At 40.5% G+C, this 25,914-nt stretch carries 23 protein-coding genes; 4 read left to right on the forward strand and 19 right to left on the reverse strand.

Annotation, left to right across the window (positions count from 1 at the left end):
• Positions 1-216: 216 nt before the first annotated feature.
• From ybgF to ybgC, 7 genes are read right to left on the reverse strand one after another with little or no spacing between them, the layout of a single operon-like run.
• A complete protein-coding gene (gene ybgF / locus QQK05_RS17635; protein WP_284301103.1) occupies positions 217-1,008 on the reverse strand; it encodes a tol-pal system protein YbgF in 792 nt (263 codons plus the stop codon).
• Between the two features lie 12 nt (positions 1,009-1,020).
• The gene (gene pal / locus QQK05_RS17640) at positions 1,021-1,566 is read right to left on the reverse strand and encodes a peptidoglycan-associated lipoprotein Pal (protein WP_284301104.1); all 546 of its coding nucleotides are present in this window, start codon (positions 1,564-1,566) and stop codon (positions 1,021-1,023) included.
• A 37-nt stretch (positions 1,567-1,603) separates the two neighbouring features.
• Positions 1,604-2,950 carry a Tol-Pal system beta propeller repeat protein TolB gene (gene tolB / locus QQK05_RS17645; protein ID WP_284301106.1) on the reverse strand — a complete coding sequence of 449 codons (1,347 nt, stop codon included), beginning with the start codon at positions 2,948-2,950 and terminating at the stop codon, positions 1,604-1,606.
• A gap of 49 nt (positions 2,951-2,999) precedes the next feature.
• Positions 3,000-3,932: a cell envelope integrity protein TolA gene (gene tolA / locus QQK05_RS17650; protein WP_284301109.1), complete on the reverse strand. Its 933-nt coding sequence runs from the start codon at positions 3,930-3,932 to the stop codon at positions 3,000-3,002.
• A 6-nt stretch (positions 3,933-3,938) separates the two neighbouring features.
• Positions 3,939-4,364 carry a protein TolR gene (gene tolR / locus QQK05_RS17655; protein ID WP_284301111.1) on the reverse strand — a complete coding sequence of 142 codons (426 nt, stop codon included), beginning with the start codon at positions 4,362-4,364 and terminating at the stop codon, positions 3,939-3,941.
• Between the two features lie 9 nt (positions 4,365-4,373).
• Positions 4,374-5,051: a protein TolQ gene (tolQ, locus tag QQK05_RS17660; RefSeq protein ID WP_284301113.1), complete on the reverse strand. Its 678-nt coding sequence runs from the start codon at positions 5,049-5,051 to the stop codon at positions 4,374-4,376.
• Positions 5,041-5,451, reverse strand: a complete 411-nt coding sequence (ybgC, locus tag QQK05_RS17665) for a tol-pal system-associated acyl-CoA thioesterase (protein WP_284301115.1) — start codon at positions 5,449-5,451, stop codon at positions 5,041-5,043. Before ybgC ends, tolQ begins: the two co-directional genes overlap by 11 nt.
• 635 nt (positions 5,452-6,086) lie before the next feature.
• On the opposite strand from ybgC, the gene QQK05_RS17670 reads away from it, so the two are divergent.
• A complete protein-coding gene (locus QQK05_RS17670; RefSeq protein ID WP_284301117.1) occupies positions 6,087-6,863 on the forward strand; it encodes a tetratricopeptide repeat protein in 777 nt (258 codons plus the stop codon).
• A 22-nt stretch (positions 6,864-6,885) separates the two neighbouring features.
• On the opposite strand, the gene ruvB is transcribed toward QQK05_RS17670, so the two are convergent.
• The 5 genes from ruvB to QQK05_RS17695 form a co-directional block, all read right to left on the reverse strand.
• Positions 6,886-7,893 carry a Holliday junction branch migration DNA helicase RuvB gene (gene ruvB / locus QQK05_RS17675; RefSeq protein WP_284301119.1) on the reverse strand — a complete coding sequence of 336 codons (1,008 nt, stop codon included), beginning with the start codon at positions 7,891-7,893 and terminating at the stop codon, positions 6,886-6,888.
• Between the two features lie 9 nt (positions 7,894-7,902).
• The gene (ruvA, locus tag QQK05_RS17680) at positions 7,903-8,523 is read right to left on the reverse strand and encodes a Holliday junction branch migration protein RuvA (RefSeq protein ID WP_284301121.1); all 621 of its coding nucleotides are present in this window, start codon (positions 8,521-8,523) and stop codon (positions 7,903-7,905) included.
• Positions 8,524-8,623: 100 nt separating this feature from the next.
• On the reverse strand, positions 8,624-9,151 hold the full coding sequence (gene ruvC, locus QQK05_RS17685; RefSeq protein ID WP_284301123.1) for a crossover junction endodeoxyribonuclease RuvC: 528 nt from the start codon (positions 9,149-9,151) through the stop codon (positions 8,624-8,626).
• 102 nt (positions 9,152-9,253) lie between these two features.
• Positions 9,254-11,029, reverse strand: a complete 1,776-nt coding sequence (gene aspS / locus QQK05_RS17690) for an aspartate--tRNA ligase (protein ID WP_284301126.1) — start codon at positions 11,027-11,029, stop codon at positions 9,254-9,256.
• Positions 11,030-11,134: 105 nt separating this feature from the next.
• Positions 11,135-14,005: a transporter substrate-binding domain-containing protein gene (locus QQK05_RS17695; RefSeq protein ID WP_284301128.1), complete on the reverse strand. Its 2,871-nt coding sequence runs from the start codon at positions 14,003-14,005 to the stop codon at positions 11,135-11,137.
• Between the two features lie 131 nt (positions 14,006-14,136).
• Between QQK05_RS17695 and cmoA the strand changes: the two genes are divergently transcribed.
• Together cmoA and cmoB are read left to right on the forward strand one after the other, a co-directional pair.
• A complete protein-coding gene (cmoA, locus tag QQK05_RS17700) occupies positions 14,137-14,871 on the forward strand; it encodes a carboxy-S-adenosyl-L-methionine synthase CmoA (RefSeq protein ID WP_284301130.1) in 735 nt (244 codons plus the stop codon).
• The gene (gene cmoB, locus QQK05_RS17705; protein ID WP_284301132.1) at positions 14,868-15,833 is read left to right on the forward strand and encodes a tRNA 5-methoxyuridine(34)/uridine 5-oxyacetic acid(34) synthase CmoB; all 966 of its coding nucleotides are present in this window, start codon (positions 14,868-14,870) and stop codon (positions 15,831-15,833) included. The genes cmoA and cmoB overlap by 4 nt, the downstream gene beginning before the upstream one ends.
• Positions 15,834-15,894: 61 nt before the next feature.
• Here cmoB and QQK05_RS17710 read toward each other — a convergent pair whose 3' ends face one another.
• Positions 15,895-16,638, reverse strand: coding sequence for a substrate-binding periplasmic protein (locus QQK05_RS17710; RefSeq protein ID WP_284301134.1), 744 nt, complete (start codon positions 16,636-16,638; stop codon positions 15,895-15,897).
• Positions 16,639-16,821: 183 nt separating this feature from the next.
• Here QQK05_RS17710 and QQK05_RS17715 point away from each other — a divergent pair, with 183 nt between their 5' ends.
• Complete coding sequence (locus QQK05_RS17715; RefSeq protein WP_284301136.1) at positions 16,822-18,180, forward strand: anti-phage deoxyguanosine triphosphatase; 1,359 nt, start codon at positions 16,822-16,824, stop codon at positions 18,178-18,180.
• 3 nt (positions 18,181-18,183) lie between these two features.
• On the opposite strand, the gene QQK05_RS17720 is transcribed toward QQK05_RS17715, so the two are convergent.
• From QQK05_RS17720 to astE, 6 genes are all read right to left on the reverse strand, one after another.
• Positions 18,184-18,567 carry a VOC family protein gene (locus tag QQK05_RS17720; protein ID WP_284301139.1) on the reverse strand — a complete coding sequence of 128 codons (384 nt, stop codon included), beginning with the start codon at positions 18,565-18,567 and terminating at the stop codon, positions 18,184-18,186.
• A 36-nt stretch (positions 18,568-18,603) separates the two neighbouring features.
• Positions 18,604-20,427, reverse strand: coding sequence for a protein kinase domain-containing protein (locus tag QQK05_RS17725; RefSeq protein ID WP_284301141.1), 1,824 nt, complete (start codon positions 20,425-20,427; stop codon positions 18,604-18,606).
• Positions 20,428-20,761: 334 nt separating this feature from the next.
• Positions 20,762-22,327 carry a dihydrolipoyllysine-residue acetyltransferase gene (locus tag QQK05_RS17730; RefSeq protein ID WP_284301143.1) on the reverse strand — a complete coding sequence of 522 codons (1,566 nt, stop codon included), beginning with the start codon at positions 22,325-22,327 and terminating at the stop codon, positions 20,762-20,764.
• Between the two features lie 10 nt (positions 22,328-22,337).
• Positions 22,338-23,315 carry an alpha-ketoacid dehydrogenase subunit beta gene (locus QQK05_RS17735; protein WP_284301145.1) on the reverse strand — a complete coding sequence of 326 codons (978 nt, stop codon included), beginning with the start codon at positions 23,313-23,315 and terminating at the stop codon, positions 22,338-22,340.
• Positions 23,315-24,499 carry a thiamine pyrophosphate-dependent dehydrogenase E1 component subunit alpha gene (locus QQK05_RS17740; protein ID WP_284301148.1) on the reverse strand — a complete coding sequence of 395 codons (1,185 nt, stop codon included), beginning with the start codon at positions 24,497-24,499 and terminating at the stop codon, positions 23,315-23,317. The genes QQK05_RS17735 and QQK05_RS17740 overlap by 1 nt, the downstream gene beginning before the upstream one ends.
• A 325-nt stretch (positions 24,500-24,824) precedes the next feature.
• Positions 24,825-25,874: a succinylglutamate desuccinylase gene (gene astE / locus QQK05_RS17745; RefSeq protein ID WP_284301164.1), complete on the reverse strand. Its 1,050-nt coding sequence runs from the start codon at positions 25,872-25,874 to the stop codon at positions 24,825-24,827.
• Positions 25,875-25,914: the final 40 nt, after the last annotated feature.

A 25,914-nucleotide genomic window follows, 5' to 3' on the forward strand; every position in this document is an offset into this window, starting at 1 on the left:
GGATTTGAACCTTCGACAAATTGGTTAAAAGCCAACTGCTCTACCAACTGAGCTAACGACCGATATCCATCTTGCTTTGCACTACTCGTTCAAAGCGAGGCATATGATACTCATAATTTTTTTCAGTGCAACAATAAAATTCGCTTTTTTTGAATTTATTATACTGTTTGCACAAAAAGACCACAAACCGATTACAATATCAACAATAATAGCTAATTACTGCAAACTTTCTAGTCGAGGTTTTGCTAATTGAGCCGCCGACGAACTAGGATATTCTGATAACAATTGACGATATAAAACGCTCGCACGTGTATTATCATTTTCCTTTTGAGCAACCATACCAAGTTTCAATAATGCGTCACTGCGCTTACTCGACCCTTCATGTTGATTGACAACAATAGCGAACTCTTGTTTCGCTCTTGCAAGCTCACCTTTGTTGAAAAGCAGTTGACCTAACCAGTAATGAGCATTTGGCGCATAACTAGAATTAGGATACTTTTTATTAAAGGCTTCAAACTCTGGAATCGCTTCGTCATAACGCTTATCTTTTAGCACCATATTAACTGCACGATCATACGCTTCATTTTCAGTCAAATCTGAACTGTAGTTGATAACAGGTGCGTTTGATTCTGGTGCTGCAATGACTGCAGGTGGTGTAGAAGGCTGAATGGCAGCAGATACACGCTTATCAAGCTCTTGATAAAGGTCTCGTTGACGCTCTAGAATTTGATTTAACTTATGTGAATGTAACTCTGTTACCCCTCGAAGTTCATCAACTTCATTTTGCAATTCACTGAGCTGCTGTCGAATCATGATTTGGTTTTTGTTATCCAAATTGATTTGACGTTCTAGCTTTGCCACTCGTTGCTCAATTGAAAGCGACGAATAGGTAGATGTAGAGTTTGAGGTCGACTGACTACTAGCGTCAATCACAGGCGCTGGAGGTGCAGCTAGCGCCTGAGCGCTAACTGCCAATGAAACACCTAATAAAGCTTTATTAAGATTCATTGAATAACCTGATTAGTATACTAATACTGCGCGACGGTTTTTAGCGAATGCACTTTCGCTACGGTCTTTAACCATTGGCTTTTCTTCACCGTAGCTAACTACGTTAATTTGTGAAGATGAAACGCCTAATGTTTCAAGATATGTTGCAACAGCTTTTGCCCGACGCTCACCCAACGCAATGTTGTATTCAGGCGTACCACTCTCATCAGCATGGCCTTCAATTAATACTGTTGTATTTGGGTTTGCAGCTAAGAATTGCGCGTGCGCTTCTAATACCGCAGCAAATGTAGAGCTTACAGTAGACTTATCGAAGTCGAAGTAAACGATGTGCTCAGAACGTAATTTAGCTAGCTCTTGACGCTTTTGCTCTTCAATTTCAGCAGCGCGTTTTGCAGCTGCAACACGTACTGCTTCTGCTTCACGCTCAGCTTGAGCTTGTGCTTGAGCATTTGTATCTACAGTGCTTTGAGTTTCTGTTTCATCGTTAGAGCTACATGCTGCTAATGTGAACATAGGTAAGGCGATAGCTAAGGCTTTAACCGTTTTGTTTAAGCGCATTTCATTTTCCTTTTTTTAATTTTAATTTAACTGTTACTTATAAAAATGGCGACCATGATGGTGATTTTACTTGACCATTTAATGCAGGTAAACGCGCTTTAAAGCGACCATCAACAGACACTAAACTCAACACTTGACGATTATTGTGCATCGTTGAGTAAATAATTATACCACCGTTAGGTGATAGACTTGGCGATTCATCAAGCCTTGTTTTCGTTAAGACTTGGAATACACCCGTATCAAATTCTTGTTTTGCTAAGTGGTACTGACCACGAGTACGGTTCACCATAATTAATTGGCGACCATCAGGACTAATTGAACCACCTAAGTTCATTTCACCATCAAAAGTTAAACGGCGAATTTTTCCATCGAGTAAATTTACGCGATATAGCTGTGCTTTTCCACCCCGTTCTGAACTAAATACCAATGATTTTCCATCTGGAGACCAACTTGGCTCTGTATCAATGGCACGATGACGAGTCACACGACGTAAACGCTTGGTTGCGATATCCATAATGTAAACTTCTGGGTTACCATCTTTTGAAAGCACCATTGCTAGCTTTGTGCCATCTGGAGAAAATACTGGCGCGCTGTTAATGCCTTTGAATGAGCTTATCAACTGGCGTTGACCAGTGTAAATATCGATCGTAAAGATTTGTGCTTGGTGATTCTCAAACGTTACAAACGCAAGCTGTTCACCGTTTGGATGCCAATTTGGCGACATCAGTGGCTCTCTAGAACTCAATAACACGTGCTCATTTGCACCGTCATAATCGGCAATAACGAGTTGATAAGGAAAGTCCCCTTCGTCTCGTACTATCACGTATGCAATCTTGGTTAAGAATGCGCCTCGAGTACCTGTCAGTTCCTCGTAGACTTTGTTTGAAATGGTATGTGCATAACGTCTGAACTGATCCGCTGCAATTTCAACGGTTGATTCTGCAAGAATATGATCTTCTGAAGCAACAAGTTTACCACCAGATAGCATTTGTGTTTCACCACCTGTTACCTGACCACGAATCACATCAACTAGTTGAAAATTAACTTCATAACGGCCAATCGTCGTTTCTTTGATTTCACCAATAACAATCGCTTCAACGCCTGTAGAAGCCCACGCAGCGTAATCAACCTCACTGTCTTTAGAAGGTAATTGAGGATATTGTGAAGCATCAATTGGACTGAATTTACCACTAACAAGTAAATCAAAACTCACGACATCAGCAATACGTTCTGGCATCGGATTAATGCCATTATATTTAAACGGAAGCACCGCAATTGGGCGCGCGCTATCAATACCTTCAGTAATGATAATTTCTAAAGTTGCGCGTGCCTGAGTTGACACTAACGCTGTTATCAATACAAACAGTAGATATATATGCTTCATAACGATTTTGTTTAAAACTCTCTAATTAAGGTTAATGACTATGGTTAATTTAAAACTCTGGTCTGAACGTTAAGCTAATATTACGCATCTCATTGAACACTTCTGGGTCCTTTGAAACAGGTAATGTACCAGCCTTTAAAACTGCCGTTTTAGCTGCGTTACAGACAACAGCATCGCCACCAGTCGCTTGAACATTAGTTACAAAACCTGATGGTGCAAGACTTATCGCTAATTTACAAGACTTTCCTTCCATTGTGCTACGGTCGGTAATTAAATTGCGCTGAATGGTCTGAGTGATTAATGCTGTAAAGCGTTGAATTTCACTTTGCATTTGCGCTCGTCTAGCCTGTTGACGTTGTGCCATTTCTTGGGCCATTTGTTCGGCTAACATTTGCTCCTGCATCGCGCGTTCTCTTGCTTCTCGCTCTTTTCGCTTGCGCTCTTCTTCTTTCTTCTTACGCAATTCTTCAGCTTTTTTCGCTTCAGCTTCTTCCTTCAATCGTTTTGCTTTTGCTGCCGCAGCAGCTTCTTCCGCACGCTTTTTCTCTTGCTCTTTTGCTTGTCGAAGTTTTTCCGCTTTGTCTGCTTTTGCCTTAGCCTTTCGAGCAGCTTCATCTGCACGTTTCTTGTCTTGCTCTTTTTGCTTACGCTGTTTTTCTAACGCCTTAATTCGCGCTTGCTCTTTAGCTCTTTTCTTTTGAGCTTCTGATGCTCTGCGCTCCAAATCTCTTATACGTTTTGCTTCAGCCGCTTTTTCATCAGCTTTTTTCTTTCTGATTTCTTTAACCCGCGCCTCTAGCTTAGATTTATCAACAGTAACCGCCTTAATCGGCTCAACTTGGTCTTGCTTTTGTTCAACAACAGTGGCCTGCATTGTTGGAGTTGGCTTCTCATGTGACATTGAAAATTCGCCAAACAACATTACAGCCGCCAGTATGGCGTGTAACAGCAGGCTAACAACTAATGCGGTAGAATACTTCATTGATAATTACTTCTCAGGGGTATCGGTCATAAGGCCAACAGATGGCACTCCAGCTTGCTTTTGCAGCATCACCATTAATTGAACGACAGCATCGTAACTCACGCTACCATCTCCGTTTACTACCACAGGCCTATCAGGTTCAACAACTAACCTTGCTGCGACCTCTTCAGCCAAAGCCTGTGCTGACATAGGGATATTTTCACCCACTCCGTTTGCAAGGTAATAATTACCATCGGCGTCAACTGAAGCGACCAGAGGTGTTTTACTATCTTCATCAAGTGGCTCTGCTTCTGCTTGTGGCAGGTCAACTTTAACCCCTTGCGTAATAAGAGGGGCGGTTACCATAAAAATAATAAGCAGTACTAACATCACGTCGATGTATGGTACTACGTTAATTTCCGCTACTTTACGTCGTCTAACCCTTTGGTACATGTTGATACCCTACTCTTCAGTCATGACTTGACGTTGCAGGATACTTGAAAACTCTTCCATAAAATTCGCATATGAGTTTTCTAACTTTTCAACTATATGACTAAATCGGTTGTAAGCCATTACCGCAGGGATTGCAGCAAATAATCCCATAGCGGTAGCGACAAGTGCTTCGGCAATGCCTGGAGCCACCATTGCTAGCGTCGCTTGTTTTACTGCACCTAAGGCAATAAATGAATTCATAATTCCCCAAACGGTACCAAATAACCCAATGTAAGGACTGATAGACCCCACGGTTGCCATAAATGGAAGGTGCTTTTCTAATTGGTCAACTTCTCTAGATAGCGCAACACGCATAGAACGATGTGTACCGTCCACTATCAAACTTGGAGATTGGCTATTTGACTTGCGTAGGCGCACAAATTCTTTAAAACCCGCAACAAATAAACTCTCGATACCTTGTACATCTGGCTTACTGCTAACTTCGCTATATAATTTACTCAAATCTGCACCACCCCAGAAAGTATCTTCAAACTGGTGCAACTTCGCTTGCGCTTTATTTAACGCAGCACGACGCTGAAAAATCATTGCCCAACACACAACCGAAAAACCCAATAAAATAAGCATTACAGTTTTAACTAATAAACTTGCTTGTAAAAACAGATCAAAAATTGACAGTTCAGCTGACACTTTCTAAAGCTCCTAAGATAAAAGATGGTATTGCGATTGGTTTATTTTTATTGAAGTCTACACATGCAACGTTAACCTCAACCTCGCATAACTTGACCTTTTCTTGGTTAATAATTTGCTGGTTAAATATAATAGAGGCACGTTTTAGCGTTTTAATTTCAGTCTTTACGTTTAGTAAATCATCCAGTCGCGCTGATGCTAAATTACTCATAGCTACTTTTGTGACCACAAAACCAATATTTTGTTCTAAAAATTTTGACTGGCTAATACCTAAAAGCCTAAGCCATTCAGTACGGGCTCTCTCACAAAACTTTAAATAGTTGGCATAGTAGACAATTCCACCAGCATCAGTATCTTCGTAATACACACGTATTGGGAATTGAAAAATGGATTCAGACATCAACGTTTATTGTTATAATTTCATTGGGTCATATCTTAATAGATTAGCCCTAGTGACGACAAGCTTTAGCAGGAGTTTGCAACAAAAAGTCACAATAAAAGCACTTTTAATATTTTTTTTATTATTTTTTCACTTTTTTTTTGTGCTTTTTTTCTTCATTACTCAAATTAACCAACTGGTTAACCTTTCATGAATATGCATAAAACCATCACAAAAAACCTGCGCACAAGAATAAATCACGCATAATTATTCACAATAGAACAATACCATTAAATAGAATAACTTATTCATTAGTTTTTCTAATGCGAAAATCAAAATATTTTTTCTTGTTTAACGCGATCACATCACTATAATACACACATCTTCTGAGCTAGCGCACTGGTCTGATGACCATTAGCCAGATACTTTATTGAATAGATAATGAGTAATTATCTCTTCTCTCTGACATGTTTCCTGGAATTTTATTTCCTTCTACAACTTGATTAGTTGAACCGCATTGATTCAATGCGGTTTTTTTTTATCTTAATTTTTCCCATCTTTCTCTACGAAATTTATAGTAGACGTAACTAAAATTATTGCTATATTGGTATTAGGTTATTTTTTCACCACCCAACATCTAAAAATAAGGATTAGTTATGCGATTGCTTTTATTAGGGATTTTCACATTCATTTTAAGTGCCAGTGCCGCTGCGGTTTCGGTACCTCAATGTATGACAGAAGAATGCGTTGAGCGTTTTAAGGGCTTCAAGAAAGCAGCGAAACGAGGTCACTTGGGCGCAGTATATAATATAGGTAAATTCTACTATTTTGGTTACGGTACTGAGATCGACCACAAACTTTCATTGAAATACTATCGTAAAGCTGCGGTGTTGGGTGCAAAAGAAGCACAATATATGTCGGGATTAATTTATCTGACAAATGATGATTTATACGACTTTAAACAGGGCACCAAGTGGTTATCGCGCGCTGATGCATTCAACCACCCTCATGCGCCTTTTCTTTTAGGCAAGGCTTATGTAACTGATAAAGATCACATTGATTACACTAAATCAGACTTTTACTTAGCCAAAGCATTTGATAACAAATATGGTAAGTTGCCACAACTGATTGACGACTTAATTGCTAGTAATCAATTCAATGAAACTAATTACCCTCAACTAACAAACAAACTTGTCGAAGCAAACCTCTGGATTGAGGATGGAAAGCTTAGCGATTGGCTGGTTAAAGATTATGAGACAATTACCGTGTCTGGACGCTCACTGGAGACAACATTAGACGAAATCCTAGTTAACTATCGCAGCAGAAATGACACAACAGGCTCACGTTTGAATGCCGATTGCGTCAAAAAAGCGGCTTGCCAGCGTAAATCATTGAATGAAATGAAAGACTCAATTTGGGTGTCACAAAAATAACAGAAATTCAAGCGAGTAACGATTACTCGCTTGGTCTAACGATATCAAAATGCTGATATGCGCGGTCAGTTGCTATTCGACCGCGTGGTGTCCGCTGTAAAAAGCCTTGTTGAATCAAAAATGGTTCAATAACATCTTCAATTGTTTCTCGCTCTTCACCAATAGCAGCCGCAATATTATCTAAACCTACAGGCCCACCCATAAATTTATCAATAATGGCTTCGAGTAATTTTCTATCCATTAGATCAAAGCCTTCCGTGTCTATTTCAAGCATATTTAACGCTTTAGATGCACAAACCTGATTTACAATACCCCCCGTTTTTACATCAGCATAATCCCTGACTCGGCGTAACAAGCGGTTGGCAATTCGAGGGGTTCCTCTTGAACGTCTTGCTATTTCCAAAGCACCACCATGATCGATGGTCAAATTCAAAAAGTGTGCACTGCGCGTCACAATATCAGTTAGATCTTCTACTTTATAAAACTCAAGGCGTTGAACGATCCCAAAACGGTCTCTCAGCGGCGAAGTTAAAGCGCCTGCCCTTGTAGTTGCACCAATTAACGTAAATGGAGGTAAATCTAGTTTGATGGAACGCGCTGCTGGTCCCTCGCCAATCATGATATCTAATTGGTAATCTTCCATTGCAGGATATAAAACTTCCTCAACCACCGGGCTCAGGCGATGAATTTCATCGATAAATAAAACATCACCTTCTTCCAAGTTTGTAAGCAACGCAGCTAAATCACCAGCCTTTTCTAGCACCGGACCTGATGTTGTACGAATATTCACGCCCATTTCATTTGCAACGATATTTGCTAATGTTGTTTTACCTAAACCAGGTGGACCGAAGATAAGTAAGTGGTCCAGCGCTTCCTCACGTTTTTTTGCTGCAGAAATAAATATTTCCATCTGCGATTTAACGTGATCTTGGCCTTTATAATCTTCAAGTAATTTAGGACGTATCGCACGATCTACACCTTCTTCTTCGGGTGTCGCTACGGGTTGGATAAGTCGATCAGCTTCAATCATGAAATAACCTTAAAGCATTGCTTTTAATGAATCTCGAATAAGCTCTTCAGATGATTTTTCTTCACTAAAGACTGCTTTTACTGCTTTTTCTGCTTGGCCTTGAGTATACCCTAAAGAGATTAAAGCGTTAATTGCATCACCTTTATTATCTGTTGTTATAAAAGTTGACTCATTAGACTCAAGAATCGGCGCCGCATCGGTAAATGGTGTTGAAGACTCGCCTTGCCAGTCTTTTAACCTATCACGCATTTCAATAAGTAACCGCTCAGCTGTTTTTTTGCCGACACCTGGTATTTTTACAATGGTAGTGACATCATCATGGGCAACGCAGCTGACAAATTGATTTGCCGACATACCAGACAAGATGGCTAAAGCGAGTTTTGGACCAACACCATTAACCTTAATTAACAAACGAAACAGTTTACGTTCAGTTTTATTCGCGAATCCATATAACAATTGTGCATCTTCTCGGACAACAAAGTGCGTATAAATAACCGCCTCATCATTAATTTCAGGTAATGCATAAATGCTGGTCATTGGCATAGACACTTCGTACCCTACACCTTGGCACTCAATGACAATTTCAGGTGCTGTTTTTTCGACAAGAATGCCGCGTAATCGTCCGATCATAGAATTTTATCTGATTGAAAAGTTATTGATTTTATCACGCCACAATACCACTAGATGTTTATACAGTAAAGTGGTATTTAATTAGCACTGACCGAGCTGGTTAACGAAGACGACGGCGAACGGTTTTTGTTGCCTGGCCTTGGAGTTTTGAAATGGAATCGTGAGAATGTGCATGACAAAGCGCTACTGCTAATGCATCAGCAGCATCAGCTTGAGGCGTGCCCGGTAGTTTTAAGATCGACGTTACCATATGCTGCACTTGTTCTTTACTTGCCCCACCCGTACCAACAACAGATTGCTTGATTTGTCTTGCCGAATACTCTGCAATCTCTAAGCTAGCATTGGTAGCTGCGACAATAGCCGCTCCGCGCGCTTGACCAAGTTTAAGCGCCGAATCAGGATTTTTCGCCATAAATACTTGCTCAATGGCAAACCTATCCGGCTTAAACTGTACAATGAGCTCAGATACCCCAGCAAAAATGGTCTGTAGTCGGGTACCTAAATCATCTCCTTGCGCAATCGCTTTAATACAACCACTGCCTAAGTAGGTAAAATGACGACCTTCTTGTTTAATAACGCCATAGCCTGTAAAGCGAGAGCCTGGGTCTATTCCTAAAATAATTGTCAAAGTATATCCGTTGTTATTTTTTGGTTTAATTTATTTAATTCTTCAGCAAATAGCAAAAACGCGCCAATGGCGCGTTTTTAATAAGCACTGAAAATAAGCTAATTATGCGTCTTCAGCGTCATTTTCAATTGTGCTTGTAATATTTAATTCAGCCAATTGTGTTGGATTAGCTTCACCTGGCGCATTGGTTAATGGACAAGCCGCTGTTGTTGTTTTCGGGAATGCCATAACGTCACGAATTGAACTAGCACCTGTCATTAACATCACAAGACGATCTAAACCAAATGCTAAGCCAGCGTGTGGCGGAGCACCGTACTCTAACGCTTCAAGCAAGAAGCCAAACTTCTCTTTTGCTTCTTCATCGCTAATACCAAGGATTCTAAATACTGTTGCTTGCATCTCTTGGTCATAAATACGGACAGAACCACCGCCTAATTCACAGCCATTTAATACCATGTCGTAAGCATCTGACAACGCGCCTACAGGATTTGCTTCAAGCTCAGCCGGCGTCATGTTGCTTGGCGCAGTGAATGGGTGGTGAATTGCATGCAAGTGACCATCTACTTCTTCAAACATTGGGAAGTCTACAACCCAAAGTGGTTTCCACTCATCTGATACTAGGCCAAGATCTTCGCCCAATTTTAAACGAAGTGCACCTAATGCTTCAGTTACTACATTGTAGGTATCTGAACCGAAGAAGATAATGTCACCCGATTTCGCGTTAACACGCTCAAGTAATGCCTTAACCGCTTCTTCGTTTAAGAATTTAAGAATTGGTGATTGCAAGCCTTCAAGGCCAGCATCAATGTCGTTAACTTTCATCCATGGCATGCCTTTCGCGCCATAAATGCCAACAAATTTAGTTAGATCGTCAATGTTTTTGCGAGAAAATTTAGACGCCCCATCAGGTACACAAATTACAGATACACGACCTTTTTCATCGTTAGCTGGACCTGAGAATACTTTAAACTCAACGTCTTTTAAGATGTCAGCAACATCAACAATTTCTAGTGGGTTACGTAAATCCGGCTTATCAGAACCAAAACGCTTCATCGCTTCAGCGTAAGTCATGCGAGGGAAGTCACCTAAATCAACACCCATTAACTTAACGAATAACTCACGAATCATTGTTTCTGCAACACTCATAACCTGCTCCGCAGACATGAATGATGTTTCAATATCGATTTGAGTGAATTCTGGTTGACGGTCAGCACGTAAATCTTCATCACGGAAACATTTTACGATTTGGTAGTAACGGTCCATGCCTGACATCATCAACAATTGCTTGAATAATTGCGGAGATTGAGGAAGTGCAAAGAACTTACCTTTGTGGGTACGACTAGGTACTAAGTAGTCACGTGCGCCTTCAGGTGTTGCTGCCGTTAAAATTGGTGTTTCAATATCTAGAAACCCTTGGTTCTCAAGCGATTGACGCACAGCTGACGTTACTTTTGCGCGGAACTTTAAACGCTCGGTCATTTCGACACGGCGTAAATCTAAGTATCGGTACTTTAAGCGATTTTCTTCTGAATTTTCTTGGTTGAAATCAAGTGGTAATGGCGCAGATTTGTTTAAGATAGTTAATTCTAAACCAAGTACTTCGATCGCACCTGTCGCCATATCTTTATTTAATTGGCCCTCAGGACGTGGACGTACTTTACCTTTTACTTGAACACAAAACTCGTTTCGTAACGTGTTTGCTGTTTCAAGTACTTCAGGTAAATCCGGATCATAAACAACTTGCACTAAACCTTCTCTGTCACGTAAATCAAGGAAGATTACTGCACCTAAGTCACGACGACGGTTAACCCAACCTGTTAAGGTAATTTCTTGGCCAATGTGAGATTCATTTACCTCACCACAATAAAGAGTTCGCATTAATAATTCCTGCAAAAATAAAAGTCGCTAATAAGCGACAATATAGAGTGCGTTAAAAATGCCCGACATTATAAAGCAATGGTAGCTAATGTCACCCTTCAGGAGTTAATTGAATTGATAATGGTTTTTGCCATTACTTTTTACGCGATACATCAAGGTATCCGCTATCTTGAGTAGCTCAACTTCGTCAGTGCCATCATCTGGATACATTGCGATACCAATACTACAACCGACATGCGATATACCAGAAGATAAACTAAAGGGTTGTTGCGTTATTTTGAGAATTTTTTCCGCGATAAACCCTGCTTCATCCCTGCTATTTAGGCCCGTCAATAATAAAACGAACTCATCTCCACCGAATCGAGCAAGGGTATCGGATTTTCGGACACAGGAAGTTAGTCGCTGGCCCAGGGTCACCAACAGCTCATCACCAACGTCGTGTCCAAAGCTATCATTAATTGTTTTAAAGCCATCTAAATCAATAAACAGAACCGCCATTAGCTTATTTTGTCTTTGGTGGATAGCGATTGCTTGAGTTATACGATCTTTAAGCAAGTTTCGGTTAGGCAAGCCAGTCAATGAATCATGGGTTGCGAGATGCTTCATCTCTTTTTCCAATGCCTCTCGCCTTCTAATTTCAGTATAGAGTCGGCGATTCCAGATGATAATTATCAAGATGACGATAATAACGAAACCACCGATTTGCGATGCAACACGCACAACATAATTCTTGTCTAAGCCTGTCGTAATTTGAATATCAAACCAGCGCTCATATATTTCGTCTTTTTCCGCAGTGGTGATCGTTCGAAGTGCTTTATTTAAGATAGAATGAAGTATCTGATTATCTTTACTCATCGCCAAACTAGAATGATCAAGCGGTAAATCTTCCATTACAGACATGGAAATTAAACTCAAGGTCTCACGCTTATAAAACTCAGCAGCAGAAGCTAGCGGTTCTAGTAACGCATCGACTTTGTTTTGTTGAATCGCAAGATATCCCTCCTCAGGATGATCCACGAGTAATAAGTTAACGTCCCTAAAGTTTTCTCTGAGATAAGACGTTAAGTGATAGCCTTTAGTGATGGCAATACGCTGACCTTTAAAGTCCGCCATATTTTTTTTATTACCCAATCGACTCGGATAAAGCGCTACCCATGGCATTTCCCAATAGTCATCAGTGAAGCTCAAGGTTGCTTTTCGTTCATCAGTCGCTGTGATGCCAGCCACTAACTCAACATCTCCATTGATTAAACTATCAAAAGTTTGTTGCCATGAATCGTAATAATTATATTCGAACTCAATCCCCGTTCTTTCCGTAAGCAGGTTATAAATATCGATGTTGATCCCTTCAAGCTCACCTGACTCTGTCAATCGTTCAAACGGAGCAAACTCTTCTTCAATCCCAACTTGAACAACTGGGTGCTCTAATAACCACGCTTGCTCTTGAGCGGTTAAACTCACTTTCTTCGAAATTTGATCAAAATAGCTAAAACCTTTTTGTTGAGACCAAACATCTTCTAAACGAATCAGTTCTTCTATCGGGATCAACGCAAAGCCTTCTTGAATCCTTGTCATTAACGCTTCATTAAAAGGGCTAATTAAAGAAAACACTTTGGCGGTAAACATGGGCTCATCAAGCACATAATAACTATTTTGTAAATGCTGGCGAATAAGGTGAGCCTGCATATTTTCGTACGAACTAACCATACCGCTGATCTCATTTCGCTCTGCGGCACTAACCATATCCTCGTGGTTAGAAAACAATACGAAATCAATGTTCGGGTAAGAACGCTTTAATTTGGGTAAATAAGGTGCAGTAGTAAACGCGCCAACGCGCATGCCAGTCATTTCTTCTATGGTTTTAAAGCTGAACATGCTTTTGACAAATACAGTTGACGTCACACCGTAAAGTTCATATGCGGCAGTGAGACCACTAGGCTCGAGCAAATTTTCAGGAAAAGCGATATGCACATCCGCCTGGCCCGTTTTAACCAAATCAACTGCCGCTGCTTGTTCATCACCGATAAATTCAATTTTCTCGCCAGAATACGTAGACCACAAACGCCACATATCGATAAACATGCCTTGTGGCTTACCAGTTGGCGATGTTGCCATGTAAGGAGGTAAATTGTTTGAAAAAGCTAATTTGAGTACATCGCGGTTCTTTTCTACACCAAACCACTTTCTTTCCAATGCACTTCGTTCATCAATATCAAACAAAGCAAACCCACTATTAATGTTAGAAAGAAGGCTTATGTTGCCTTTTGTAACTGCGCCTACATAGGCATTTTTATAGTACTCTATACGTTTGTGAGCAGGAAACGCATTAATCAGCTCACTGTGCCTTTCAAATTGCCTTGATAGCTGGTCAACGCCAGCAACCGCCATAATTTCGCCGTCTAATGCCGCGTGATAGAGTTCGTATCGAGTATCGTACTGACGAAGGGTTAATTTAGGCCATAACTTGTTCAACACTTCTACATGAGCAGAGTTTCTAACAACACCAACAGCATAAGGCGATAATTGATTGAGGTTATTGATGTTAACCAAATCAGCTCTAAGAAAAATATAACTATTCGAGTCGAAAAACTTTTCAGTAAAATCAAAATAGCGTGAGCGCTGGACCGAAGTTGCTAATCCTGCGTGAACATCAACGTTACCACTTGATACTTGCTCAATCGTCTGACTCCAATCCATGATTTTAAAGTCAACGTTGATATTGGTCTTTTCAGACCACATTTTCCAATAATCAATAATTAAACCGTCAGGTTCACCTTGTTCATTTTTGAAATGGTATGGATAGGAGGAGTGATTTACGGCAATAGATATCGATTCTATCTTGCTTGGATCATTTTGCTGAGCAGCGGCTTCCGATGACCAAGTGCCCTGTTGCGGCACAACAGATTCTTGAGACCAAGTAGCGGACACGAAAAAAAATGACAGTAACCACAGGAAGAAACCGATTACACGTTTCAAAAAATTCTACCCTCAATTTATTTACTTCACGCGTCCATTCAACCGACAGCGACAAGTATTTTCCTAAGATGTTTTCGCTATCTTTTATTTTAGTTTAAAATATTACAATAATTTTCAATAACAACCAACAAATGCAATCTTCTGATACTGACATCATATACTCTAACCCACACGCCAAAGTAAAAGACTTTAATTTTGATGAACAAGTCGTTGAAGTCTTTCCGGATATGATCTCTCGATCAGTACCTGGATACAATACTATTATCGACACGATTGGTCGATTAAGCCAACAATATGTGCAAAACGATACCCATGTATATGATTTAGGCTGCTCTTTGGGTGCCGCGACATTGGCAATGCGAAAAGCTATCTCGGCAGAGGGATGTCAAATCATAGGTATGGACATGTCTTCTGCAATGGTAGAAAGGTGCCAACGTCATGTTGCGGCATTTAAGGGAGACACGCCGGTAACCATTATTGAGCAAGATATTTTGCAAGCAGAGTTAAAGCCTGCGTCAATGATCGTGCTTAATTTTACCTTGCAATTTATTGAGCGAGAGCACCGCCAGTCACTGATCAATAAAATTGCTGATGCCCTCGTTCCAGGTGGCATTCTGGTATTATCAGAAAAGATCAACCACGAAAACGAAACGTGTAGAGAATTACTCATCGATTTACATCACAATTTTAAGCGCGCAAATGGCTACAGTGAATTAGAAATTGCACAAAAGCGCACGGCACTAGAAAATGTGATGAAAACCGACAGTCTAGAAGTTCAACTTGAACGCCTTAATAACGCTGGCTTTTCTCACGCAACTCAATGGTTTCAATGTTTTAACTTCACCTCTTTGGTAGCAATTAAATGATTTCCTTTAATAACTTTTACCAACAAATTGCCTCGAACAGACTCAGCCATTGGCTACTAGATCTGCCAAAACAACTCGACGATTGGAACAAAAACCATTTACACGGAGAGTTTGCACAATGGACAAAGGCCTTATCTAATTTACCCACACCAGAGACCACAACCGTTGACTTAACGACACAAGTCCAAGCTGGCCTGCTAGAAGAAATGAGTGATGGTGAGCGTAAAAAGCTCGAACACTTATTGATGAAGTTAAAGCCGTGGCGAAAAGGCCCATATAATATCCATGGATTGCATGTTGATACTGAATGGCGCTCAGATTTTAAATGGGATCGTCTCAAAAGCCACATCAGTGATTTATCCAATCGTTATGTATTAGATATTGGTTGTGGCAGCGGCTACCATTTGTGGCGAATGCGTGGTGAGGGTGCAAAATTCGTTGTAGGTGTCGACCCAACGCAATTATTCCTCATGCAATTTCAAGCGGTTCAGCACTTTATCCAAGATGACGCCGTCAATTTGTTACCCCTGGGAGTAGAGCAACTACCAGAACTAAAAGCATTTGATACTGTATTTGCAATGGGTGTCTTGTACCACAGACGCTCGCCAATAGATTTCTTATACCAATTAAAAAGTCAGCTTTCAAAAGGTGGCGAGCTTGTCCTTGAAACATTAATTGTCGATGGTGATGAACACACCGTACTCGTACCTGGTGAACGTTATGCGAAAATGCGTAACGTATGGTTTTTGCCCAGTGGAAAAGCAATGTGTGCATGGTTAGAGCGCTGTGGTTTTAAAAATGTACGTTGGGTCAATACTGATCAAACAGCATTTGAAGAGCAACGAAAAACAAAATGGATCGACACAGAGTCTTTACAAGACTTTTTAGATCCTAATGACCCAAATAAAACAATAGAGGGTTATCCTGCCCCTAAACGAGCAATATTTATTGCTAACGTTTAGTCATTTCCAGACATAAAAAAAGCTAGCCCCGTGCTAGCTTTTTTTATGTCTTTAATTTAGTTCATAGCAAGTAATTGTCTAAAATCGTTTGGTATGTCCCGTTGGCCTTAATGATTGCAATGCCATCATTAAACATTTTCATATGCTCTTCTTTTTTAAAACCAACAGAATATCCGCGTTCCGGAAAAAGGTAATGGATTTCAAACGCAATCCCACCGATCTCTGCCGCATGCTCACGAACAAAATACTTAAAAATATTCAAATCAAGAACAATAACTTCAACGCGACGCGAAAATAACATCTCTATTTGCTGTTTCTGGTTTGCAAGTTCGCGATAATCAATTGAATAGGCAGCCACATCAGCAAAATCTTCTCCTAAAAACTTTTTAGCATTTTGAAAGGCGATAATACTGTATGCGCTTAAGTCTTTAACGCTGTCTAAATCAATATGACTATCAGCTAAACTTACCGCCACATTTTGATACTGGATATAAGGCTCCGAGATATGCATGCTCGGGTATTTGTACTGAGGAGGTATTGTAATGACGCCATCAACGTTTCCACGTTGAAAGCCTGTAATATTTCGACCCAGTGGCATCGCAACAAAATCAATTTTCATATTCTGTGTCGCGAATGCTTCGCTGATCACATCTAACTGCAAACCGGATTTTAGGTTTTCAAGGATAAACGGAGGCTTAGGTAAACCGGTAACCAGTTCTAGTTCATAAGGAGATTTTTCTTCTGCTGTTAATTCAAAACTGTTAACGCAAAGCAGAATAATTAATAAAAATTTAAATATCTTCACCGTTCCATCCATGTTGAAAGTACTTAAGGAAATTATTATTTGCTATCAAATCAAATTTAGATATTGTTACTGTTGAGTGTAGGTAATTTTACCGATTTTTCCTAAGGAAATTTGTTAAAAAAAAGTCAAATTAACATTAAATCAATGTCAATTTTGTAACAAAAGATGGAACACGAATAAAAAATGAACGATAGCGGATCCAATGAATGGCATGAACGCCGATTAATTAAAGTTTCAAAGCGTCAAGATGATCATCGAAGTCCTTTTCAACGCGACCGTGCTCGTATTCTGCACTCTGCCGCATTTCGCCGACTACAATCTAAAACTCAAGTGATGGGAAGCGGACAAAGTGACTTCTTTCGAACACGACTTACTCATTCTCTTGAGGCGGCTCAAATAGGTTCAGGCATTGCAGCACAACTTCGCTCAAAATTTAGCGAAGAGTGCCATTTGCTGGACATTAATGATGACGCATTAATCGAATCTATCTGTTTAGCTCACGATATAGGCCATCCGCCTTTTGGCCATGGGGGCGAAGTAGCATTACATTATATGATGCGTGACCATGGTGGTTTCGAGGGTAATGGCCAAACATTGAGAATTGTGTCCAAGCTTGAGCCATTTAGTGAAAAACATGGCATGAACCTATCGCGTCGCACCTTGTTAGGGTTAATCAAATATCCTAATACATTGTGCCAATTATCAAACAATGAAATGCCTGCGCCAGTGGCAAACTTCAGGCAACTTCAGGCGAGCCAATGGCACCCGCCAAAAGGCTTTTATAGTGATGATCAAGATGTTATTGACTGGCTACTAACCCCACTGAACGCTGACGATAAAGTACTATTTCAATCCGCGATTGAAAAAAACAATACTCACAATAAGACACAATTTAAATCAATAGATTGTTCAATCATGGAATTAGCGGATGATATTGCATACGGAATTCACGACATGGAAGACGCTATCGTCACTGGTGTCGTTAACAAACGAGACTTCATTCAATATGCCGTTGAACCATTGAAGAATATCAACGACGATTGGTTACAGAGTTTAGCAAAAGACTTAGCCGAGAAATTATTTAGTGACGCCCACTACCAGCAAAAAGATGCCATTGGTTCATTAGTTAACTATTTAATCACAAACATCGTTATTGAAGACCTCAATCGCACAAAAGGAACGACATTTGATGAGCCATTTTTACGTTTCAATGCGGTTTTGCCTGCTACCCCCAATGAAGTATTGAAGATCTTTAAAGATTTCGTCTTTAGGTGTGTTATCAAACAACCTCATATTCAGCGTATTGAGTACCGTGGTCAGCAAATAGTCATGGAGTTATTTGAAGCCCTAGCTAGCGATCCGAAGAGACTTTTACCCAAAGGCACATTAAAACGTTATCTCGAAGCTCACGACACAAACCAAAATCCGTATCGTGTTATCGCCGATTATGTTGCAGGTATGACCGACGATTACGCCACGAGATTATATAGAACATTATTCGCGCCTAGCATATCACAAGGCTTCTATGAATCGAATAGATAATCGCTAATCTGCGCCTCGTTGGTATAACGCACAACAAGCGCCAGCGGGATCTTTGATAACAACAAATTTGTCTTTACCCATCGACTTTACGTCGTCGAGTTGTTGTGCCCCCATGGCTAAAGCATCAGCGAGTGCAGTGTCTACATTATCAACAAGGAAATAAGGCAACCATACGGGTGGCATTTTCTCATTGTACCCCGTAGCATGACATATACCTGTAACTGCCTCACCAGAGTTAGGGTTTACCATAGAGAAATCACTATATGATCCCATCGAAACTTCTTCCACCTGCCAACCAAGCACTTTTTTATAAAAGTCTCTAAGTTGTGGGGCGTTTTCAACACTAATATCTAGCCATGCATAATCACCGGGCTTTTTATCAGACATAATTCTCTTCCGTCTCTCGTAAATGTATTTCTAAGATTAACTGATTTTAGGATTTTTTGGATAAAACTTGTCAGGCCTTGTTGAGATATGCTCGAAAAACCGGGTGTCTTTGTATGGTAGCTTCATAAAGCCAGAGATGCCTAAACCGTCAATTAATGGTAGTAATGAAACTATCTCGGCTAAACATCGCGTAAACTCATCTTGTTTTTGATGATCTAATAACATCAAATAACTGTGAATTTTCAAGTGAGTCGGCAACACCTCAAAAATAATACATCCCGTGTGATGAATTAAGTTTAATTTTGCGAGTACCGCCATCAACTCATCGGGTAAATACAAATACTCATCGGGATCTTTACCATCTTCAAAGTAAGAATGAAGCTTACTAACATCGTCAACTTCAGCAATTGCACTTACCTCAAAAGGTATTTTCATAATTTGTGGTGGCTCGAATGCATCCTGTTCTGAGTCTCGGTATATATGTAAGGTGTTTCTCGCATCGAATAAACAACTCTTAAACATACCGATTCGGAAAATACCTTGTGCCAGAGATACCATATTGTTGACAGCACTTTGAAAAGAGTGCCGCAAGGATTCATCAAACAAACTCAAATTCGAATCAATATATACGCCGTCTTTCTCCCAACGAATAGCCAGGCCACCAACCACCGGAAAATCACCTAATCTGCTCACTGCAGCAATAAATGCTTTTTCCGTATCTCCCATGCCAATCAAGTAGTTTTTGTAATATTTTTCGAGCTGAACATCGTCTACCGAATCAAGCTCATCACTATCGGAAGCCTCACGCAAAAACGACTTTCGTGAACCATAAACCACTGTATCTATTGCTTCTTGGCCTTTTTTCACCCATACAGGAATAACAGGCTCGATAGGATATATCGTTGGAGAATCAGACAACACCATATTTTTTAGTAACGACAAGTTATTAAAAAAGTAATCGCCAGCTTGTTGCCGTGTTTCCTTTTCACCGCTCAACATCCCCGTCAAAACGTTAGCGAGAAATTTTGGTAAGCCAAGAGAATTAGGTGTGATTACACTAACCCCGTAGCGACAGGATTGACCAGAAGCTAGTGCGTATAGTGTTGCAGCGAGGCCTTGTTCGTCAAAACGTGGCGATGATAAACCGCCTGATATTTGCTCCGGACCAATAAAATATACGTCACCTAACCTTGCATTGGTATGTTGTAAATCACTACTCATCAAGTCCATAACATTGTTAGCGGTGCTCTGCCCTTTCGCATCAAGCTGAGCGTGAACGGCTGATCCCCAATCAACCAAACTCACCTGTTGGGTATCAGGATTAAAAACAATATTCGACGGTTTTATGTCGCCATGAACAATCGGCTTACCTTTAAGGTGGACTTTGCTATCTCTTAAATAAACGAGGATTTCAGCAACCGAAATGGCAATCTTAACGATAAGCTCTGGAGGTAACGGCCCCAACTGATGAGAGTACTTTTCTAGATCGATACCCGGTGCACGTGACATTTGTAAAATGCATTGTTTTTTAATGCGATGAAACTCGTGAACTTTAGGGATATCAGGGTGCATTAACTCGATTTGAATATCAGCTTCTTCAGCCAATCGATCTTGCACATGCTGAGGTAGGGTCACCCGAGAAAACTTGAATACAACAGGATTGTTATCGCCATCAAACGCATTGAATACGAAACCATATGCCCCCTTTCCCAACAATGCGACGTTACTATAGCCTAATGCATTTAGCTGAGATTCACATAGTTCTACCCATTGTTTTAATTTTTTTGCGTCTTGGTGACTCAGGAGATAAATGGATTGCTCTTCAGCGATATAAAAGTGTTGTAATTTTTTGTCGCCCAACCTAAAGCCTACATGTTGATTACGAAGAATAAATTCATATTGTTAAATGTCAGCACAATTGTCACCTACTTTTGTGACAAAAACGAAAAATAAATTATTTTTACGTTCATATTAATGTCATCTAGTTAGCCTATAGTTTCACCTGCGTTTAACGCACAAATTTTGACATGTTCCCACGTTCTCTATTTGACGTTTTTATGTTGTATACCTCCTCAGGTGCCCCGTTATCAAACATTGATAGCGGGGTATTTTTTTATCTCTTGATACGACAAAATTTAGCCATAAAAAAAGGCCAGGGTTTTACACACTGACCTTTATATTTCATGCTGTGAGATTAGCTCATATGCATTAACATCTTAGATGGCTCTTCTAAGAAGGCCTTCCATAGATTAGAGAAGCGTGCAATGGTACCACCGTCAATGATACGGTGATCGCCAGACCAACTCACTTGCATAATGCTACGAGCTTCTACTTCACCTTGGTCATTAAAACGCGGTAACTTTTGTACCTTACCTAATGCAACAATAGCTGATTCAGGCTTGTTAATGATAGGTGTTGCCACCGTACCACCAATTGCGCCAATGTTCGAAATCGAGATTGTGCCACCCTTTAAATCATCAGGTGATACACGACCAGAACGCGCGTCATTAGTTAAACGAGTAATATCTTGGGCTAAATCAACTAGTGATTTAGTTTGTACTTGCTTAACGTTTGGCACTAATAGACCTACTTTAGAATCAACAGCCATGCCAATATTATGGTCATCAAAGAATGTTAATTCAGTGCACTCATCGTTCGCCCGAGCGTTTACTAACGGGAATTCTTTAAGCGCTAACGACATCGCTTTCATGAAGAAAGGCATCATAGTTAATTTGATATCTTGCTTCGCGTACTCTTCTTTGAGCGATAAACGCAACGCAATTAAGTCCGTTAAATCAATCTCTTCGCAATAGGTAAAGTGAGGAATTGTCGATACGGAAGCGACCATAGCTTTAGCCATTGCCGCTTTAACACCACGAATTGGTTCGGTACGAGTACCTCCTGCCGCTGACACAGTCGCTGATGGAGTAGAAACAACAACTTGCCCCTTATTGTCGTTGAAAGCAATCACGTCCTCTTTATAAACACGACCTTTCTTACCACTACCTGGTACTTCGTGAATATTGATGTTCAACTCACGAGCAACACGACGAACAGCAGGACTCGCTAGCGCTTTTCCATTAACAGATTTTGCTAATACACGCTCAGTTGATACTGGAGCTTGGTTTGTCGCAGCCACCGGCGCTTCAGGTGCTGGTGCAGCAACTTCTTCAACCACTGGTGCAGACGTTACACCGCCTTCACCCGCACGTTCGATAGCAAATAATGGCGCATGAACTTTAGCAATTTCACCTTTACCGTAGTGTAGTTTCACAACTTTACCGTTATGCATTGCTGGAATTTGCACTAAGGCTTTGTCAGTCATTACATCAGCAACGGGCTGATCTTCGATAATTTCGTCGCCTTCAGCAACTAACCACTCAACAATTTCACACTCTACAATACCTTCGCCAATATCAGGTAAAATGAAGTCCTCTACAATGACTCCTCCACTTGAGGTTACTGTTGGTTGTGATTCTTCACTTGGTACGTCATTTGTTTGTGGCGCCGTTGCAGTTTCACCTGATGGTGTCATTGCAAACAACGGTGCATGTACTTTAGCGATGTCACCTTTGTCGTAATACAGCTTGTCTACTTTACCAGCGTGCATTGCAGGGATTTGAACCAAAGCTTTATCTGTCATTACATCAGCAATTGGTTGATCTTCTTCAATGATATCGCCTTCGGCAACCAGCCATTCAACGATTTCACATTCAACAATACCTTCACCAATATCAGGTAAAATAAAATCAATACTCATGATTTGGCTCCTAGTAATTCATTGAAGCTTTAATCGCTTCATAAACTTTCAAGTGATCTGCCATGTGCTCTTTTTCAAGTGCTAATGGGTAAGGAGTATCTACGCCACAAACACGTGCAATTGGTGATTCTAATGATAAGAAACACTCACTTTGTATTTGCGCCGCAATCTCGCCAGCAAAACCCGCTGTAATTGGTGCTTCATGACTGATCACTAATCGACCCGTCTTACGCACTGATGCAGCAACAGTTTCGACATCCCATGGCAAAATAGTACGTAAATCAATAACTTCACATGAAATACCATCGGCTTGTGCCATTTCAGCAGCCTTTTCGATGATTTCCATTTGTGCGCCCCACGCTAGTAATGAGATATCACTACCTTGCTGAGTAACTTCAGCCTTACCTAATGGTAATTGGTAATCTTCTTCAGGCACTTCACCGATTGATGCACGGTATAAACGTTTTGGCTCAAAAAAGACAACTGGGTTATCGTCACGAATCGAAGCAAGTAACAAACCTTTTGCTTGATACGGGTTGCGTGGCACAACAACTTTTAACCCTGGCGTATGGGCAAAATATGCTTCCGGTGACTGACTGTGATACAGACCACCCGCAATACCACCACCGTATGGCGTACGAATGGTTAAGCGCCCAACGTTGAATTCGTTACCACTACGGTATCTAAATTTTGCCGACTCATTAACAATTTGGTCGAACGCAGGAAAAATATAATCAGCGAATTGGATCTCTGCAATTGGGCGTGAACCTTGTGCTGCTAAACCATTGGCAAAACCAATAATGCCTTGCTCTACCAAAGGCGTATTGAAACAACGGCTTTTACCATACTTTTCTTGTAAACCAGAAGTCGCTCTAAATACACCACCAAAATGACCAACATCTTCACCGAAACATAACGTTGAATCGTCTTCTGCCATCGCGATATCGAGAGCGTTATTAATAGCTTGTAGTAAATTCATTTGTGCCATTATTTAATTCTCCCTGCGGTAAACGGGTATGCATCTGGGTATTTCTTAATGTGTGTTTTAAGTTGTTCTAATTGTTTTTCTAAATGCTCTGGAACCGTGTCATAAACATCAGTAACTAGGTCTTCTACTGGCGGCTTATCAATCTTCTCAGCAACTTTTACAGCAGCTAAGACTTCTTCACGTAACGTATCGAATAGCTCAGTTTCTTGTTCTTCGCTCCACCAGTTTTGCTTAAGCATCCAATTTTTCATGCGAGAAATAGGATCATGCTCATGCCATTTAGCTTCTTCTTCTTTTGTTCGGTAGCCCGATGGGTCATCTGATGTAGAGTGAGCCCCCAAACGGTAAGACATCGCTTCAATAATGACTGGCGCACTGTTTTCTAACGCATATGCACGAGCCCATTGAACCGCTTTAACAACAGCTAAAATGTCGTTACCGTCTATACGAATTGTTTTTATACCGTAACCTACACCACGTGAAGCAATACCATTACCTTTGTATTGCTCATCAGATGGTGTTGAGATAGCGTAACCATTGTTACGACAGAAAAAGATACAAGGTGCTTCGTGTACTGCAGCCATGTTTAAACCAGCATGGAAATCGCCTTCACTTGCAGCACCCTCACCAAAGAAACAGATCGTTACTTCGTCTTTACCTTGTAACTTTTGACCATAAGCATAGCCAGCCGCTTGTGGGATTTGAGTACCTAGCGGACTTGAGATCGTCATGTAAGCTAATTCACTAGAACCGTAATGAATTGGCATTTGACGACCTTTACCTAAATCTTTCTCATTTGAGAACATTTGGTTCATGAAATCTTCTAACGCGAAGCCTCTAAAAATAAGCGCACCTTGCTCACGGTACTGCCCCATGAACATGTCTGTATCTTTAAGACCAGCAGCAGCACCGACACTTGTCGCCTCTTCACCAAGAGCCTGCATGTAGAAACTAATACGGCCTTGACGTTGTGCAGCAGTCATACGCTCATCTAACACGCGATGAAACGCTAATGCCTTATATGTACGTACTGCTAAAGCTTCATCCATCTCTGGTAGCTCAGCACCAGGGTAGATATCACCGTCTTGGTTAAGAATTTTCAGGGTAGGAATTTCTACTGAATGCCCATCAATAAATGCAGGCGAATGAACTGTCGGCCCTTCATTGTATATTTCAGTGCTCATAATATTCTCTTTATGTTTAGCCAATTGCACTTGGCCTCTACCAACGTTATTAAATCAGTATAGGAAGTAGATTTAACTCGTGTAGATTTATTATTGATACCAAAGGTATGTTTTGTTGTAACGCGCTGACTTTACCTTCGCGTAAACCTAGTTTCAAGAAAACGACGAAGTGCATAGGGTCAAATCGGAGGTGTAGGTGCTAAGAAATGTTTACACTTAGTTTTGAAATGTCGATAAATGGGTATTTATTCACGTTAAGTTGTCGAAAAAGAAAACGCTATCTCATGAATTTTGAAATAGCTTTTTCTCCGATTTAAAAGGCAATTTATAATTTTGTTGGTTTCACTGTAAGTAAAGCTCTTTGTCCCAATGCGACATTAGCATTTGGGAAAATAATTGCTTCGCCTTCCGTTCGCACGTGATATTCGATATCACCATCGGTCGCCAACAAATACCCAACCGGATAATCTGTAAAGTTCTTTGCATCATCAGGGAAGTGCAAAACGAAATTCTCTTTAGTACGATTAATTGTTTGATCAATTTCAAAGATACTAAAATCATGCTCGTCAAATGGTGTCAACTGCATGTCTTCATCCGTGATTAGTGCCTTTAATGTTCGCTTAGCATCGGCAAATTGCGTCATATCATTTTCACCAAATGGTCTGACTTTACCTAATTCAACCGTAAAAGCGTCGGCCCCAAAGTTATTTGAAGAAAAATAGCTAAAGGTTGTTGTTGGCGAATGCGATAACAAGATCGTGCTGACACCACAGGCTTTTAAGAATGAAAGTTCAGTCGTTTTCCATGGTTTACCATGCCTAAATGGGTACACAGCAAACTTATCATTTTTAGATTCACGAATTGCAGTGTGCAAATCATAATGCTTGCGGTCACGGTCGCTGCCACCTGATTCAAAAAAATCACGCACTGCGTTTTCTAAATCTTTCGCACGAATGCGCTCTTTGTTTTTCAAGCCACCATCTTCACTGTGAGCTCCTGAAAAAAGGCGATTTAAATTTTCTTCAACAAATCGCTCAGCAATATTCATTGCTGCGGGGTTACCGAATAAAAACAACACGCGTTGAGATAAGGTAATGTTGCCAAGGATTGCTTGTTGTATAAGCTCTGCACATATCTCAATAGGCGCGGTTTCATTGCCATGCACTGCACAGGATAAAACGACATCTTTTGTCGTCTGTGTTTGCGGTTCAAAAACGATAATACCTGTATCCAAAACAGATACCTTAGTATTGTATTGGGCACCAACTACCTCAAATTCGAAAGCGGGCATATGCCATTCATGGCTGCGTGTTAAGGATAAAAAGTCACCATCGTTGATTAATGATGCATGGAGTTGTTCTACTGTTTTAGTCATAAATATTCGTTCTCTTAGTATAACGACCTATTATTTTTAT

Origin of the sequence: Thalassotalea loyana (assembly GCF_030161435.1) — a bacterium.
In the GTDB taxonomy this organism is placed as follows: Bacteria; Pseudomonadota; Gammaproteobacteria; order Enterobacterales; family Alteromonadaceae; genus Thalassotalea_G; species Thalassotalea_G loyana.